Origin of the sequence: Flavobacterium panici (assembly GCF_024499525.1) — a bacterium.
Lineage (GTDB): Bacteria > Bacteroidota > Bacteroidia > Flavobacteriales > Flavobacteriaceae > Flavobacterium > Flavobacterium panici.
The window spans coordinates 2,534,721-2,551,610 of sequence record NZ_CP100437.1; the positions used below are offsets into that span (position 1 = coordinate 2,534,721).

Sequence of the window (16,890 nt, forward strand, 5' to 3'; positions counted from 1 at the left end):
AAAACGATGCCAAAATCAAACGTTCCTACGGAACGTAAACAATTATAACATTATAATTTTCTACCGATGAGATGTTCCTACGGAACAAAAAAGATATAAAATAAAAGAGGCTGTCTCGATTTTTGAGACAGCCCTTTTTTGTTTTCCTGCAAGGTTTCCAAAACCTTGTAGGTATTCTGTATTTTAAGTTAAAGCAATAAATTATTTGACGTAAAATTTAAGCCTGCAAGGTTTTAAAAACCTTGCAGGAGTTGAAACCTATTTTAGGAATCTTTTTTATTTGAAAATATAAAAAATGAAAACAAGTTTGAAATCAAAGCAGCAACCAGCCAGGAACGCATCCAAAAAAATAAAAAAATAGATTTATTTGAGCAGTTAATACTGGCGAGAGTTAAAGTTATAAAAAACGTTGTTGTCAGATTTTGAAGTACTTGAATTAATAATTTCCTATTATAAAACCGGACAATGTTCATCTTAATTCAAATTGATAAGCTGAGGTCCAAATTCTTCGTAGAAAATATTTTCCTGACTTACATTTAAATTAATAAGCGCTTCATATTGTGTTTTGATAAACATTTCAGGTCCGCAGATATAATATCGGGCTTCTTCTAATAAAATAGAATCTTTACATTTATGAAGGTCAACACGACCCTGAATTACTTCGTTTGAAATTACATTTTCCGGTGTTACAGCATCATAAAAAGTAAACGTTTCCAAGTGATTTGCTTCTTCTTTTAAGGCTGAAATCTGATCTTTAAACGCGTGCACAGATTCGTTTCTGCAACCGTGAATCCAGATTGTTTTTTTATTCTGAATTGAATTTAAATTTGTTTCCAGCATGCTTAACATCGGCGTAAGCCCAACTCCGCCGCTTATTAATACTAACGGATTTTCAGAATCTTTTTCTAAATGAAACAATCCTGCAGGAGAAGAAATCGAAATAACATCGCCTTCAGATTTTGAGTGCATAGTATTCGAAACCCATCCGTTTGGATTTGGCGCAATTCCGCTTTCTTTTTTTACAGAAATTCTGTAATATTCAGGATTAAAAGTGCTTGATAAACTATATTGTCTTGGCTGTAAAAGATTCAATTCAGGAACAAAAACCTGAACGCTGATAAACTGTCCTGGATGGAAATCGGCAATTGCTTTTTCATCTTCTGGATAAAGATAGAAGGATTTAATTTCGGCTGATTCTTCAACAATTTTTTTAATAACGAATTTTCTCCAGCCATTCCAGCTTCCAGGTTTTGCGATATTTTCTTCGTATAAACCTTTTTCAAGATTAATCATAATATCGGCAAGTTCGTAAAAGGCAACCGTCCATGCTTCAAGAATTGGCAGTGTTGCGGCTTCTCCAACCACTTCTCCAATAGAAGCGATAAGATGTGTTCCTACGATTTTATATTGTTCCGGCTGAATATTAAGGCTTCGGTGTTTGGTTCCAATTCCTTTTAATATGCCAATTAAAACTGACGGATCTTCTATATTTTCGGCGTAAGCCAAAACGGCATTTGCCAGCGCCGATTTTTGTCTTCCGTTTGCCTGATTTCCCATATTAAACATATTTCGCAATTCAGGATGATGCTTAAACATTCTGGCATAAAAATAATTGGTAAGGTCTTCGCCGCTCGCTCGTAAAATTGGAACCGTAGCTTTAATAAGCTCTTATTGTTGTGGATTCATTTTGAATAATTTGATTAGGATTTAAAATTGAAATTCTAAGAAATAAAAGGCCTTAGAACTTATATTCGCAAATTTAATCCCACAGTATTGCTCCATTTTATGATTCAAATCATAATGGAAGAAGTTTTTTTGTTTCAGGTTTCAAGTTTCAAGTTGAGACAAAATTATTTTTTAACACAATATATATTCTCATTTTATTCCGTAGAGACGCACAGCAGTGCGTCTACACAACGAATATCACTTTGCGCATAAGACGCACTGCTGTGCGTCTCTACGATATACGTTGTGTTGATTTTTGTTTTTTTTGAATTGCCTCCAGCTTTAGCTGGAGGTAAAAAAGTTATTAGAAAAGGGCTTTAGCCAAAACTTTAATATTGGGCTAAAGCCTTTCATGTTTTCATATTTTAAACCTCCAGCTAAAGCTGGAGGCAATTCATCTTTGTAAAGAATTGAATATTCTCATTTTATTCCGTAGAGACGCACAGCAGTGCGTCTACGTCTCGAATATCAAACATTGTGGTTACGTTGCGCAAGACGCACTGCTGTGCGTCTCTACGATATGCTTTGTGTTGATTTTTATTTTTTTAGAGAATTAAATATTCACATTTTATTCTGTAGAGACGCACAGCAGTGCGTCTACGCAACGTAACCCCAACGAATATCACTTTGCGCATAAGACGCACTGCTGTGCGTCTCTACAATATGCTTTGTGTTGATTTTTATTTTTTTACAATTAATAATCAACAATCAACAATTCAAATCCGTTGTTGGTCGAAATTCTGCATTGCGAAATTTCAATTTATAGTACATTTATGTTTACAGATTATTTTAAGTAAATCAGCAATGAAAAATATTTTCCTTTCCATATGTTTTTTTGGTTTAATTTCCAGCGGTTTAAGTCAGGAATTAGCGAATGCTCCAAAACCTTTTGGACCGCTTCCTACGCAAAAACAAATCGACTGGCAGGAAATGGAATTTTATGCTTTTGTACATTTTTCATTAAATACTTTTACCAATAAAGAATGGGGTTACGGCGATGAATCTCCGGAATTATTTAATCCTACCAATTTAGATGTTCGTCAATGGGCGCGCATTGTGAAAGCGGCCGGAATGAAAGGAATTATTTTGGTTGCCAAACATCACGATGGATTTTGTTTATGGCCGTCAGCTTATACAGAACGCTCTGTGAAAAATTCTCCGTGGAAAAACGGAAAAGGTGATTTGGTTAAAGAATTGGCGGCTGCCTGTAAAGAATACAATTTAAAATTAGGATTATATCTTTCGCCTTGGGACAGAAACCGCGCCGATTACGGCAAACCGGAATATGTTACGTATTTCAGAAATCAGCTAAAGGAATTATTGACCAATTACGGTGATGTTTTTGAAATGTGGTTTGACGGTGCAAATGGCGGTGACGGCTATTACGGCGGTGCAAACGAAACCCGAAAAATCAATACGCTTAAATATTATAATTGGGATGAAACTTATAAATTAATTTACCAAACTGCACCTAAAACTTTGGTTTGGGGAGTTGGTCCTTCTGAAGCACGATGGATTGGAAATGAAGATGGACGTGCCGGAAAAACAAATTGGTCGCTTTTGCGCCAAAAAGATGAATTAGCAGGAAAAGTACATTATACCGAATTTATGTCGGGGCATGAAGACGGTGAAAAATGGGTTCCGGGCGAAGCCGATGTTTCAATCAGGCCGGGATGGTTTTATCATTCGGTTGAAGATGATAAAGTGCGTCCGCTGGATGAAATGGTCGATATTTATTACGAATCAGTTGGGCGAAATGCGACTTTATTATTGAATCTTCCGGTTGACAAAAGAGGTTTAGTTCACGAAAATGATGAAGCAAGATTAAAAGAATTAGTTGCAACCATAAAAGCTGATTTTAAAACCGAATTATTATCCCAAACAAAAATTACGGCTGATAATGTTAGAGGAAATAGTTTAGAATTTTCTGCAAAAAATGTTTCTGACGGAAATAAAAACACCTATTGGGCAACAGACGATAATGTCAAAACTGCTTCGATAACTTTTGAGTTTGATAAACCTACAGATATAAACCGAATTTTACTTCAGGAATATATTGCGCTTGGACAACGCGTAAAAGCTTTTAATGTTGAAGCAAAAGTTGATGGAAACTGGAAAGCCGTTGCAAACGAAACAACTATTGGTTACAAAAGAATTTTAAGAATCGACAGAGTAAAAGCATCAGCATTAAGAATCAATATTACGGATTCAAAAGCAAATATTGTTATTTCAAATATTCAGGCTTACAACGCGCCGACTTTTGTGTGTATGCCGGAAATTCAGCGTGATAGAAATGGCGATGTGACGATAAAATCTGAAGATGGAAATCCAGTTTATTATTCGCTTGACGGAAAAAATCCAACGAAAAAAAGTGCTTTATATAAAGGAGTATTTCGAGTTAATAAAGCGGTTACTATAAAAGCTGTTGGTATTGATGCTGCAGAAAATATCAGCAGTGCTGTAAAAACGGCAAAATATGGTGCATCAAAAGAAAACTGGAAAATAGTTTCGGCTTCAAGCGGAGATTTAAAATCAGCTGACCGGGTTATCGATGGAAATCCAAATACGGATTGGAGTTTTGGAGGTGACGCTAATAAACTTCCGCAGGAAATAATTATTGATATGGGAAGTCTTTTAAACTTAAACGGCTTTACGTATGTACCGCAGCAAGTGGGCAACAATCTTAATTTAATTTCCAATTACGAGTTCTACACCAGTGCTGATAATCTTAACTGGACATTGCAGTCTGAAGGTGAATTCTCGAATATTAAACATAATCCTATCGAACAGGTTAAGACTTTCAAAAAAGCTAAAGCCAGATATGTTCGTTTTGTTGCCAAGTCAGCGGTAGGGAAGGGTTCAACAGTTTCTATTGCAGAAATAAACGTGATCGAAACATTATAATTCCTTTTTGATTTGTAATCTTTTTGCTTAAAGTTTCCAATTTTGTTTTTTAGCGAAGCTTACAGGTTATTAGTCGAAATTTTGATTATTTACATTATGTAATATTTAATTTTATACTAAATAATTACAACAACAGGCAAATGATTAAAGAAAGTATAAATTTCAAAGAGGCTGGAAAGTTCGAAGAAACGCGTTTTGAAAAAATACACAATGTAATTTTCGATTCATCAAAAGAAGCTTCGATTTTAGTTGCTCAGGAAATCGCCAATATAATTCAAAGAAAAGAAGAATTAAACGAACCTTGTGTTTTAGGTTTGGCAACTGGATCTTCACCTATAAAAGTATACGAAGAATTAGTTCGTCTTCATAAAGAAGAAGGTTTAAGTTTTGAAAATGTAGTGACTTTCAATTTGGATGAATATTATCCAATGGATAAAAAAGATATTCAGAGTTACTGGTATTTCATGCACGAGCATCTTTTTAATCATGTTAATATTCTGCCTCAAAATATTAATATTCCTGACGGAAGCATCAGCAATGAAGACCTTCAGCAATATTGCATCGATTATGAAATGAAAATTAAAGCTTACGGCGGATTGGATTTTCAGCTTTTAGGAATTGGAAGAACGGGACATATCGGGTTCAACGAGCCAGGTTCTCACGTTAATTCAGGAACCAGAAGCATTACATTGGATCACTTAACGCGTGTTGATGCGGCATCATCATTTTTAGGAATTGATAATGTGCCTAAAAAAGCAATTACAATGGGAATTGGTACAGTAAAAAATGCCAAAAGAATTGTACTTCTTGGATGGGGAATCAGCAAAGCAGAAATTATAAAGAAAACAATCGAAGGTGAAATTTCATCTAGAGTTCCGGCGACGTATTTACAACAGCACAACAACACAACTTTTGTTTTAGATACCGAAGCTTCATCAGAATTAACGAGAGTAAAAACACCTTGGTTAGTAAAATCTGTAATCTGGACAGACGAATTGAAATTGAAAGCGGTGGCTTGGTTAAGCGAATTGACCAAAAAACCTTTCTTAAAGTTGACTGACAAAGATTATAATGATAACGGAATGTCAAGTGTTTTAAGCGAAGAAGGAACTGCATACAATTTGAATATTAAAATGTTCAACAAAATGCAGCAGACTATTACGGGCTGGCCAGGCGGAAAACCAAATGCCGATGATACGTACAGACCTGAACGCGCGACTCCGGAAAGAAAAAGAATTATCATTTTTAGTCCGCATCCTGATGATGATGTTATTTCAATGGGAGGAACTTTTGACCGATTGGTAGAGCAGGGGCATGATGTTCATATTGCATACCAGACTTCTGGAAATATTGCAGTTTCAAATCAGGAAGCTTTAAAATTTGCTGAGATTACAAAAGCGTTAAATTCTGATTCTGCTGAAGCGGAGAAGATTATTGACTTTTTGAAAAACAAAAAAAGTAATGATATCGATTCATTAGAAGTTAGAAAATTGAAAGGTTTGATTAGAAGAAGTGAATCTCTGGCAGCAACAAGGTATTTAGGTTTGCCGGATTCTAATGTAAACTTCCTTGATCTTCCTTTTTATGAAACGGGAACGGTAAAGAAAAATAATCTTGGTGAGGCAGATATCGAAATTATGTGCGATATCATCGAAAGAATAAAACCTCATCAAATTTACGCAGCAGGGGATTTAGCAGATCCGCACGGAACGCACAAAGTTTGTCTGGACAGTTTATTTGAAGCTTTGAAACGTTTGAAACACAAAAGTTTTATGGATGACTGCTGGGTTTGGTTGTACCGAGGTGCTTGGCACGAATGGGAAACGTACCAAATTGAAATGGCGGTTCCAATGAGTCCGGATCAGGTGTTAAAAAAACGTCACGCAATTTTCTATCACCAGTCTCAAAAAGATGGTGTAATGTTCCAGGGAGATGACAGTCGAGAATTCTGGATCAGGGCAGAAGACAGAAACAGATTAACTGCAGAAAAATATCACGCTTTAGGTTTAGCAGATTATTCTGCAATTGAAGCTTTCAAGAGATATTTCTTCTAAGAAAATATTTAAAATAAAATAGACTATTTCATGTGGTTTATTTGGTTAGTTACCAAGTTTTGAAATGCAGCCGTGGTTGGCTGCATTTTTTTTGTTTTTATACGTTGCGTATTTTTTTACCGCAAAGAGCGCTAAGGTTTACGCAAAGTTCGCAAAGTTTTTTTTTAGCTTTATCATTAAAAGAAGCTGAAGGACACAAAGCTGTTCGTCATTTTTTGTCACCCTGAGCGAAGTCGAAGGGCACAAAGAAGCTCCACAAAGTATATCCTCAATAAACATCAAACACAATCTTGTCATTTCGAGGAACGAGAAATCTTCGTAAGTAGCTCCACAAAGATTGACGATTATCGTTATCGAGTTTCTAGTGCGATTTCTCGTTCCTCGAAAAGACAAACCTCAACTAAAGCAAAAGACCTTTGTCAAAGTTTCAAACTTTGACAAAGGTCTCGTTATATAAAAAGTTAGCAAAGCTTTGTGCTCTTCGACTTCGCTCAGGGTGACAAAAAATGAGAAAAAAATCTTTGCGAACTTTGCGTAAACCTTTGCGCTCTTTGCGGTTAAATATTAAATACTATATCGAAGAATTCAAAATTCTCTGTTTCACATGATCAATATACGATCTTCCAATCACATATCTCAATCCTTCAATTTCAATACTGTTTCCTTCAACGGCGTCGATTTTGTCGATTGCGATGGTGTAAGATCTATGTATTCTCAGGAAGTTTTTTTCCGGCAGTAAATCTGTAAAATCAGATAAAGTGCTGTGAATGATATATTTTCCAGTTAAGGTGTTTATTTTTAAGTAATCTTTTAGGCTTTCGATAACTAAGATTTCGTTGAAGAAAATCTTCTTCATTCTTTTTTTGTCGATTTTTACGAAAATAAAAGGGCTGTCTGTGGTATTTTCTTGTGGAGAATTGGTTTTATTTTCAAGCCTTTTGCTGATTTTGTTCAGCGTTTTCATTAATCTCGGAAATTCGATTGGTTTTACCAGATAATCTAAAACGTCGAGTTCGTAAGTTTCAATCGCAAACTGACTGTAAGCACTTGTAATAACTAATAATGGCGGATTTTCAAGACTTTTTATAAAATTAATTCCGTCAAGAACAGGCATATTAATGTCAAGAAAAATAACATCAACTCTATTATTTTTCAGAAAATTTAAGCCTTCAATTGGATTGCTAAAAGTATCTATTACCTCAAAATTCTCAATCGGCTCTAAATAGTTTTTTATAACATTGATTGCCAATGGCTCATCGTCAATAATCAAACATTTTATTTTCATTTCTATAATCTTATGTTTTTGAGCGAAATAATTTAGCAGGTAATCTTATATACGAGAAAAAGCTGCATTTAGGTTACTTTAATCACAAGCTTCACGACAAAAATATTCTTTTTATTTTTAAATGAAAGCTTATAGTCATTTTTATTATATCCTAATTCCAGTCTTTTTTTGACATTTTCGATACCTATACCACTTGACTTGTTAAAATTATCCTGATGCTGCGTAATTTCTGGCGTTGGATTTGAAATCGTAAAATGCAGGAAATCCCCTTTTACTTTAAAATCAATGTTAATCCTTACTTTTCCAGTGTTTTTGTTTACACCGTGCTTAAAGGCATTTTCAACAAAAGTCAATAAAATTACCGGAGAAATCTCTTTATCGTGAATATCTCCCGAAACTTCCATGTTCACTTCCAGACGTTCATCGTTTCTGATTCTTTCTAAATCCAGATAATTTTGAATACATAAAATTTCGTTTTCTAAACTTTGCTTTTTACCACTTGTATCATAAAGCATATAACGCATTAATTCTGAAAGTTTTAAAACAATCTTTGGCGTTTTATTCGATTTTTCTACAGATAAAGAATAGATATTATTTAAAGTATTGAAGAAAAAATGCGGAGAGATCTGTGATTTCAAAAAAAGCAATTCGGTTTCTAATTGTGATTTCTCCAAATCAGTTACTCTTTTTTGCTCTTTTAAAAAGTCCAAAGTGATTTTGATTGCCGTAACAAATGTGATTACGTATAATTCTCCCATCATCATATCAATGGTATAATTAAGTGTCAGTTTATCAATTGTCTGCGGACCTTCCGGCCATACATTATGTGTGATTAACAAATAGGTAAGATTAAATTTTACCAATACCATAAGGAAGATGGCAGACAAAACGGCAAGAACATAAAGCACATACTTTTTTCTGTAAACCAGATACGGCATAAAAACCAGAATATTCAAATAACACAACGTCATGTGAATAGGAAAACCCAGCAAATTGGTTTTTAGCGAATATAGATAGTCATTAAAATAACTTCCCCATCGAAAAGTATTAAATAAGAAATAAGTCAGCCAAAAAACCACATGATAATACAAAGGTACGCGGTATAATTTGTTAGAATTGAAATTCATAATATGAGTATGTTTTGTGACTTTTTTTGATGTTTATCTAAGTTTATGTGTTGTCCGTCTAAATAAGTTTTAATAAAAAGTCGGTTTGTTTAAATTTAAAGTTAAATTAAGGTTGTTTTATATGAAGAAAATTCTCGTGCCGGCTTTATTTGCAATTTTGGCTACAAGTTGTAAAATAAATGTAAACAAAAATAATAAACAGGAAAATATTTTTGTTAACCATGTTGATCCTTTTATTGGAACAGGTGGACACGGCCATACGTACCCTGGAGCTACGGTTCCTTTTGGGATGTTGCAAGTAAGTCCAGATAACGGAATCTCAAGCTGGGACTGGTGTTCAGGCTATCATTATTCAGATTCTATCGTTTCCGGTTTTAGTCATTTACACTTAAGCGGAACAGGAATTGGCGATTTGGCCGACATTTTATTTATGCCGACCAACAAAAAAGTCGATTTAACATTAAAAACAACTTCACGCGATCAATTACCTTATAAATCATTTTACAGTCATGTTAACGAAAAAGCAGCACCGGGCTCTTACCAAGTTTTTCTTAAGGATCCTAAAATCAATGTAGAATTAACTTCTTCACAAAGAACAGCGTATCATAAATATACGTTTACCAAAAACGATAAACAATCTGTAGTTATCGATTTAGGATTTGCCATAAATTGGGACAAAGCTTTAAAAACCGGAATTACAATTGAAGACGAATATACTATAAGCGGTTACCGATATAGTAAAGGCTGGGCAGCAAATCAAAAAGTATTTTTTGTAGCCAGGTTTTCGAAACCTATTACAGAGTCAATTTTATCTGCTGATAAACAGATTGTTACCGGTAAAAAAGCAGATGCAGAAAATACATCGGCACAATTATTTTTTGACCCGAAAAACTCAGAGGAACTATTTATAAAAGTTGCCTTATCATCTGTAAGTGTGGCTAATGCCAAAGATAATCTGGACGCAGAAAAAGCAAATTTCTACAATACAAAATCAGAAGCTGCTTCGATTTGGAATAACGCATTAAGCAAAATTAGAGTTGAAACACCAGTAGATTCGTTAAAAACGATTTTTTATACTGCGATGTATCACGCACAAGTTGCCCCTGTAACCTATAGTGATAAAAACGGTCAATTTAGAAAAGAGGATGATCAAATTGTTACAGCAAAAGATTATACCGCATATTCGACCTTATCACTATGGGATACTTTTAGAGCCGAAAATCCTTTATTGACTTTATTGGCGCCAGACAAAACTTCAGACATTGTAAACTCTATGTTAGCGTATTACGATACGAAAAAAATATTACCGGTTTGGACTTTATACGCCAACGAAACCAACACAATGACAGGTTATCACTCGATTCCTGTAATTGTCGATGCCTATTTAAAAGGTATAAAAGGTTTTGATGCCGAAAAAGCTTTCGAAGCCATGAAAGCCACCATGATGCAGGACGAGCGCGGTTTAAACTTCTACAAAAAATACGGTTATATCCCTTATAATTTATTAGACGAATCGGTTACAATTACTTTAGAATATGCTTACGACGACTGGTGCGTAGCGCAAATGGCAAAAGCTTTAGGAAAAAATGCTGATTACGAATTTTTCTTAAAACGTTCTCAGGCATACCAATATTTATTTGATCCGAAAACAGGATTCATGAGAGGAAAATCGGATGATGGAAAATCATGGAACGAACCTTTCGATCCGAAACATTCTAACCACAGAGAACATACTGATTATACAGAAGGGAATGCCTGGCAGCACAGCTGGTTTGTACCGCAAAATGTCAATAACTTAATTTCGATTCACGGTGGAAATGAAACCTTTACAAAACGTTTAGAACAATTATTTACCGAAAGTTCAGAAATTACAGGAAACAATGTTTCGGCAGATATTTCGGGATTAATTGGGCAATATGCACACGGAAACGAACCGAGTCATCATATCGCGTATATGTTCAATCATGCAGGACAGCCTTGGAGAACGCAATATTGGGTTCGTCATATTTTAGATACACAATACAATACAACACCAAACGGATTAAGCGGTAACGAAGACTGCGGACAAATGTCGGCTTGGTATGTTTTCAGTTCAATGGGATTATACCCAATGAATCCGGCTTCGGGAGAATACGAAATTGGAAGTCCGATTTTCGAGAAAGCAACCATCAATCTTGAAGGCGGAAAAACGTTTGTAATTGAAGCTCAAAATGTTTCAAACAAAAACTTTTACATCCAGTCGGCAACTTTAAACGGAGTCGAATTCAATCAAACAGCAATCACACATCAACAGATTTTAAAAGGCGGGGTTTTACATTTTGTAATGGGACCTCAGCCAAATAAAAACTGGGGAACAAAAAAATAAAACAAAAAACGTAACTAACCTACTAACAAATATATTTAATGGATATTATTGACGTATCGATAATCGTAGCTTACATTCTGCTCTCAGTGAGTATCGGAATTTGGATTTCAAGAAAAGCAAAACAGGGATTGGATGATTATTTTCTTGGCGGAAAAACAATCAAATGGTATTTTTTAGGTCTAAGTAACGGATCTGGAATGTTTGATGTTTCCGGAACTTCCTGGATGATTGGGGTACTTTTTCTATATGGAGTAAAAAGTTTTATGTTCATGTGGCTTTGGCCAATTTGGAACCAGATTTTCGTAATGATGTTCCTTGCAGTCTGGATTAGAAGATCGAAAGTAATGACCGGTTCTGAGTGGATTTTAACGCGTTTTGGGAGCGACAGAGCCGGAAAAGCATCGCATATTATTGTGGCTATTTTTGCCATTATTTCAACAATTGGTTTTATCGCTTATTTCTTTGAAGGAATCGGAAAATTTGTAACCATTATTCTTCCGTGGGATTTAACGCTTCATTATGGTGATTTAATTCTATTGACTTCAGAGCGCTCTTATGCCTTAATTATCATCTTTTTAACTACAATTTATACCGTAAAAGGAGGAATGTTTTCTGTAGTTGCAACAGAGGTTGTACAATATTTAATCATGATTGTAGCCGGAGTTTTAATTGCCGGATATGCTTTTGTCAATTATACTGATATTCAAATAAATTCAGTTATTACCGAAGAATGGAAAAATGTTTTCTTCGGATGGCAGTTTGAAACCCAGTGGAGTGATAAATTCCAAACCTTCAATAATTTAATTGATTCTGAAGGTTACAAAATGTTTGGTGCTTTTATAGGAATGACGTTATTCAAAGGTTTCTTTGCAAGTGTCGCAGGACCAACACCGAGTTACGATTTACAACGTGTTCTTTCTACAAAATCTGTAAAAGAAGCAGCTTATATGAGTGGTTTCACGAACTTAATTTTATTCATTCCAAGATATTTATTAATTACTGGAATTGTGGTAATTGCATTGGTAAATTTAGCACCAGAATTAAATGCAAACACAGGTTTAACCGGAGCCGATTTAGAATTATTAATGCCAAAAGTGGTCAATTTATATATCCCGGTTGGAATTAAAGGAATTCTTTTAGCAGGTTTATTAGCTGCTTTTATGTCGGGATTCTCAGCTTTCGTAAATGCGGGGCCAGCCTATATTGTAAATGATATTTATAAAAAATACTTTAAACCAGTTGCGACAAATGCGCATTATATTAAAGTAAGTCAGATTTCTTCTTTCCTTGTAGTTGGTTTAGGAGTTTTCATGGGATTCTTCGCAGACTCGATCAATTCCTTAACACTTTGGATTACAAGTGCTTTATACGGAGGTTATGTTGCAGCAAATTTCCTAAAATGGATTTGGTGGCGTTTTAACGGCTGGGGTTATTTCTGGGGAATGTTCGCCGGATTAGTTGTAGCTTCTTTACAATTTGCTTTAGGTCAGGCCAAAGGAAGTTTAACCGAAGGCTCATTTTTATACGATTTAGCACAAGTACAAGCGATTTACTTGTTCCCAATAATATTTGGTTTCTCAATTTTAGGATGTGTTTTAGGAACGTTCTTAAGCAAACCAACAGATATGGAAGTTTTAAAATCATTCTATTCCAACGTAAGACCTTGGGGATTCTGGGGTCCGGTTTATAAAGTATTAAAGTCAGAAGATTTTACTTTCGAAAAAAACAATGATTTTTGGAGAGATATGATGAATTGTGCGATTGGAATTATTTGGCAGTCGAGCATGATTTTGCTTCCGATATTTTTTATCATCAGAGATTATCCAAAAGCAATTACGGCTTTGATTGTGTTTTTAGTAACGACGACGATATTGAAGTTTACGTGGTTGGATAAGGTTAGAAAAATTGAAGATTAAACAGCAATTTGTCATTTCGACGAAGGAGAAATCTCCACGAGAAACTCTACAAAGATTGGCGACTAACGAGAAGGAGCTTCTTACGGAGATTTCTCCTTCGTCGAAATGACAAAACTGAAAAAAAATTAAACACATAGAAACATAGGTTTAAGTGTGTATAAAAAAGAATACAAAAGAAACTAGTTTCTAACACATAGCTATGTTTGTTGATGCAAGTGAAACGCCTTTAAGCGGTTTTCAAAAACTATGTTTCTATGTGTTTAAACAAATGACAAAAGTGAGAGAATAAAAAAACAAAACAATAAAAAAACAAAAAAAATGAGCAGTATTCCTTGGCAAGACAGACCCGAAAACAGTAACGATGTAATGTGGAGATATTCTGAAAATCCAATTATCGACAGATATGCAATACCATCATCAAACAGTATTTTTAATAGTGCTGTAGTTCCTTTTGGAGATGGTTATGCGGGAGTTTTCAGATGTGATAACAAAGCGGTTCAAATGAATATTTTTGCCGGCTTTAGTAAAAACGGAATCGATTGGGACATTAACCACGAACCAATTGTAATGCAGTCTGGTAATACAGATATGATCGAATCTGCTTATAAATATGATCCGCGTGTGGTTTTCATTGAAGATCGTTATTGGATTACATGGTGTAATGGTTACAACGGACCAACTATTGGAATTGGATATACTTTTGACTTTAAAGAGTTTTTTCAATGCGAAAATGCCTTTTTACCATTCAACAGAAATGGTGTTTTATTCCCTCAAAAAATAAACGGAAAATACGCCATGTTAAGCCGTCCAAGTGATAACGGACATACGCCATTTGGAGATATCTGGATCAGCTACAGCCCGGATATGAAATATTGGGGAGAACATAGATTAGTAATGAAACCAACTCCGTTTGAAGACAGCGCATGGCAATGTACAAAAGTAGGAGCAGGGCCAATTCCTATTTTAACAAACGAAGGCTGGCTGATGATCTATCACGGCGTTATCAATACCTGCAACGGTTTCCGTTATGCAATGGGTTCAGCACTTTTAGATGTTGATTCACCAGACAAAGTAAAATACAGAACACAGCCTTATTTATTAGGTCCGGCAGAGATTTATGAAATGGTTGGAGATGTGCCAAATGTTGTTTTCCCATGTGCCGCTTTACACGATACAGAAGAAGATAAATTAGCCGTTTATTATGGTGCTGCCGATACTGCCGTAGCCATTGCATTTGGTAAATTAAGTGAAGTAATTCAGTTTACAAAAGATAACAGTTTATAGAAAAAGCATGCGTTTAAAATTTCAATGGTTAACAGTTGTTTTAGTTTCTTTTTCGGTTGTGGGTTTTTCTCAATCGAAGAAAAATACCATTATTCCTAAAACATACGTCGCGGCAAAAACGGCAAGTCCAATTACAATTGACGGAGATGAATCTGATACTTCATGGAGCAAAGCAGATTGGACAGATCTTTTTGAAGATATAGAAAACGGCATTAAACCCAAGTATGCAACAAAAGTCAAAATGCTCTGGGACGAAACCAATTTTTATATTTTAGCAAAGATGGAGGAACCGCACGTTTGGGCCAATTTAAAACAGCGTGACACCATTATTTTTTACAACAATGACTTCGAAGTTTTTATAGATCCCGACAGCGACACTTTTAACTATTACGAATTAGAAATAAACGCCTTGAACACTGCTTGGGATCTATTTTTATCAAAACCTTATAGAGAAAATGATCTTGTAGTTTTAAACGACTGGAATATTCCGGGTTTAAAATCGGCAGTTAAAGTTCAGGGAACGCTTAATAATCCAAACGATACTGATCAGGGCTGGACTTTAGAAATGGCGATTCCGTGGGCATCTTACAAAACCTCTTATTTTGATCAAAACGTACCCGTAGATAAATTCTGGAGAGTCAATTTCTCAAGAGTAAACTGGCAGCATTCAATTGTCGATGGTAAATACGAACGCAAAAAAGATGCCGACGGAAAATTTCTGCCAGAATACAATTGGGTTTGGTCGCCAATGGGTGTCATCAATATGCACGAACCTGAAAAATGGGGCTATGTTTATTTTTCTTCAAAAGAAGGAAAAGATACCTTTACAATTCCGCAGGACGAAAAAGTAAAATGGGAGCTTTACAATTTATACAGAGCCCAAAAAGAATATTTTCAAAAGAATAAAATTTGGGCAAAATCACTGACGAATCTCACAAAAGAAAACATCAGTGTTGATAATAAAATTTTAAAACCTATCTTAGAAAATCATTCCAGCGGATATAATATTTCAGTAAAAAGTCCTTTTTCGAATCAAACATTTGTGATAAAAGAGGACGGGAAAATAATAGCAAAATAAACCACAAAACCACTATGAAACTACCAAAACTATTACTTTTTTTACTGGCATTCAGCATTTTTTCGTGTGCCAAAAAAGAAGAAACCACCTCATTTAAATTTGCAGTCTGGACAACCGCAGATGCGAAAAAATCAGACGCAGATTATACCAAAGAATTCAAAAAATACAAAGACGGCGGAATCGACGAAGTATTAATCAATACGACAACAGACCCAAAACTTTTAAAAAGATTAGTGCCACTTGCCACAAAAGAAGGCCTAAAAGTTCACGCCTGGATTATGGCGATGAACCGTCCAAATGATTCAGTTGCGTTACAACATCCAGATTGGTATCAGGTAAGTAAAGAAGGAAAATCTTGTTTTGATAATCGTCCGTATGTGGATTATTACCAATGGCTTTGCCCAACCAGAAAAGAATCCAGAGAACATGTTTTACATTTAGTTGAAGAACTGGCAAAAGTTGAAGGAATCGAAAGTGTTCACTTAGATTATATTCGTTTCCCGGACATCTTTTTACCAATCAGCTTATTGCCAAAATACAACTTGGTTCAGGATGTAGAATTACCTCAATTCGATTTTTGTTATTGTGATGAATGTGTAAAAGCATTTGAAAAAATCCACCATAAAAACCCAAAAGAAAGTCACAACACTTCGATCGATATGGAGTGGAAAAACTTCCGTTTAAATGCCATAAAAGCCGTTGTTGGTGATGCGTATAAAATTGCACACAAACACAACAAACAATTAACGGCAGCCGTATTTCCTTATCCAGAAATGGCAGACCATATGGTGCGTCAGCGTTGGGACAAATGGAATATCGACGAAGTATATCCAATGATTTACCACAGTTTTTACAATGAAGAAATTGACTGGGTTGGTTATGCCACTAAACAAGGTGTTGCCGATTTAGAAGATAAGAAAACGAAAATCAATACAGGAATTTATATTCCGGGATTGAAAAATGATAAAGAGCTAAAACAAGCTATTTTAGAAGCAAAAGAAAATGGAGCAGTTGGGGTTTCATTTTTCGACGGAAATGCATTGTCTGAAAGTAATTTAAAGACAATCAAAGAAACAAAAGCAAGTTTAAAGTAATATTTTTAAACACATAGAAACATAATGTAGATAATTCAACTTTATCAAAGTTTAAAAC

10 protein-coding genes are annotated in these 16,890 nt (G+C 35.0%); 7 read left to right on the plus strand and 3 right to left on the minus strand.

What is annotated here, in order from left to right; translation table 11 throughout:
* Positions 1-474: 474 nt before the first annotated feature.
* Positions 475-1,662: an NO-inducible flavohemoprotein gene (hmpA, locus tag NLJ00_RS11020; protein WP_256637472.1), complete on the minus strand. Its 1,188-nt coding sequence runs from the start codon at positions 1,660-1,662 to the stop codon at positions 475-477.
* An 867-nt stretch (positions 1,663-2,529) separates the two neighbouring features.
* Between hmpA and NLJ00_RS11025 the strand changes: the two genes are divergently transcribed.
* A complete protein-coding gene (locus tag NLJ00_RS11025; protein WP_256637203.1) occupies positions 2,530-4,629 on the plus strand; it encodes an alpha-L-fucosidase in 2,100 nt (699 codons plus the stop codon).
* Between the two features lie 140 nt (positions 4,630-4,769).
* Positions 4,770-6,683: a glucosamine-6-phosphate deaminase gene (nagB, locus tag NLJ00_RS11030; protein WP_256637204.1), complete on the plus strand. Its 1,914-nt coding sequence runs from the start codon at positions 4,770-4,772 to the stop codon at positions 6,681-6,683.
* 571 nt (positions 6,684-7,254) lie between these two features.
* Here the strand turns inward: nagB and NLJ00_RS11035 are convergent.
* Together NLJ00_RS11035 and NLJ00_RS11040 are read right to left on the minus strand one after the other, a co-directional pair.
* Positions 7,255-7,968 carry a LytR/AlgR family response regulator transcription factor gene (locus NLJ00_RS11035; RefSeq protein ID WP_073486976.1) on the minus strand — a complete coding sequence of 238 codons (714 nt, stop codon included), beginning with the start codon at positions 7,966-7,968 and terminating at the stop codon, positions 7,255-7,257.
* 68 nt (positions 7,969-8,036) lie between these two features.
* Positions 8,037-9,095 carry a sensor histidine kinase gene (locus NLJ00_RS11040; protein WP_256637205.1) on the minus strand — a complete coding sequence of 353 codons (1,059 nt, stop codon included), beginning with the start codon at positions 9,093-9,095 and terminating at the stop codon, positions 8,037-8,039.
* 121 nt (positions 9,096-9,216) lie between these two features.
* Here NLJ00_RS11040 and NLJ00_RS11045 point away from each other — a divergent pair, with 121 nt between their 5' ends.
* The 5 genes from NLJ00_RS11045 (at position 9,217) to NLJ00_RS11065 (ending at position 16,832) form a co-directional block, all read left to right on the plus strand.
* Positions 9,217-11,460 (plus strand): GH92 family glycosyl hydrolase, encoded by a 2,244-nt coding sequence (locus tag NLJ00_RS11045; RefSeq protein WP_256637206.1) that lies wholly within the window; start codon positions 9,217-9,219, stop codon positions 11,458-11,460.
* Between the two features lie 38 nt (positions 11,461-11,498).
* Positions 11,499-13,376 carry a sodium:solute symporter family protein gene (locus tag NLJ00_RS11050; RefSeq protein WP_256637207.1) on the plus strand — a complete coding sequence of 626 codons (1,878 nt, stop codon included), beginning with the start codon at positions 11,499-11,501 and terminating at the stop codon, positions 13,374-13,376.
* 318 nt (positions 13,377-13,694) lie between these two features.
* Entirely contained in the window at positions 13,695-14,660 is a 966-nt protein-coding gene (locus NLJ00_RS11055) for a glycoside hydrolase family 130 protein (protein ID WP_180859492.1), read from the plus strand.
* Positions 14,661-14,667: 7 nt separating this feature from the next.
* Positions 14,668-15,738: a carbohydrate-binding family 9-like protein gene (locus NLJ00_RS11060; protein WP_256637208.1), complete on the plus strand. Its 1,071-nt coding sequence runs from the start codon at positions 14,668-14,670 to the stop codon at positions 15,736-15,738.
* A gap of 14 nt (positions 15,739-15,752) precedes the next feature.
* Positions 15,753-16,832 carry a putative glycoside hydrolase gene (locus NLJ00_RS11065; protein WP_256637209.1) on the plus strand — a complete coding sequence of 360 codons (1,080 nt, stop codon included), beginning with the start codon at positions 15,753-15,755 and terminating at the stop codon, positions 16,830-16,832.
* Positions 16,833-16,890 lie beyond the last annotated feature (58 nt).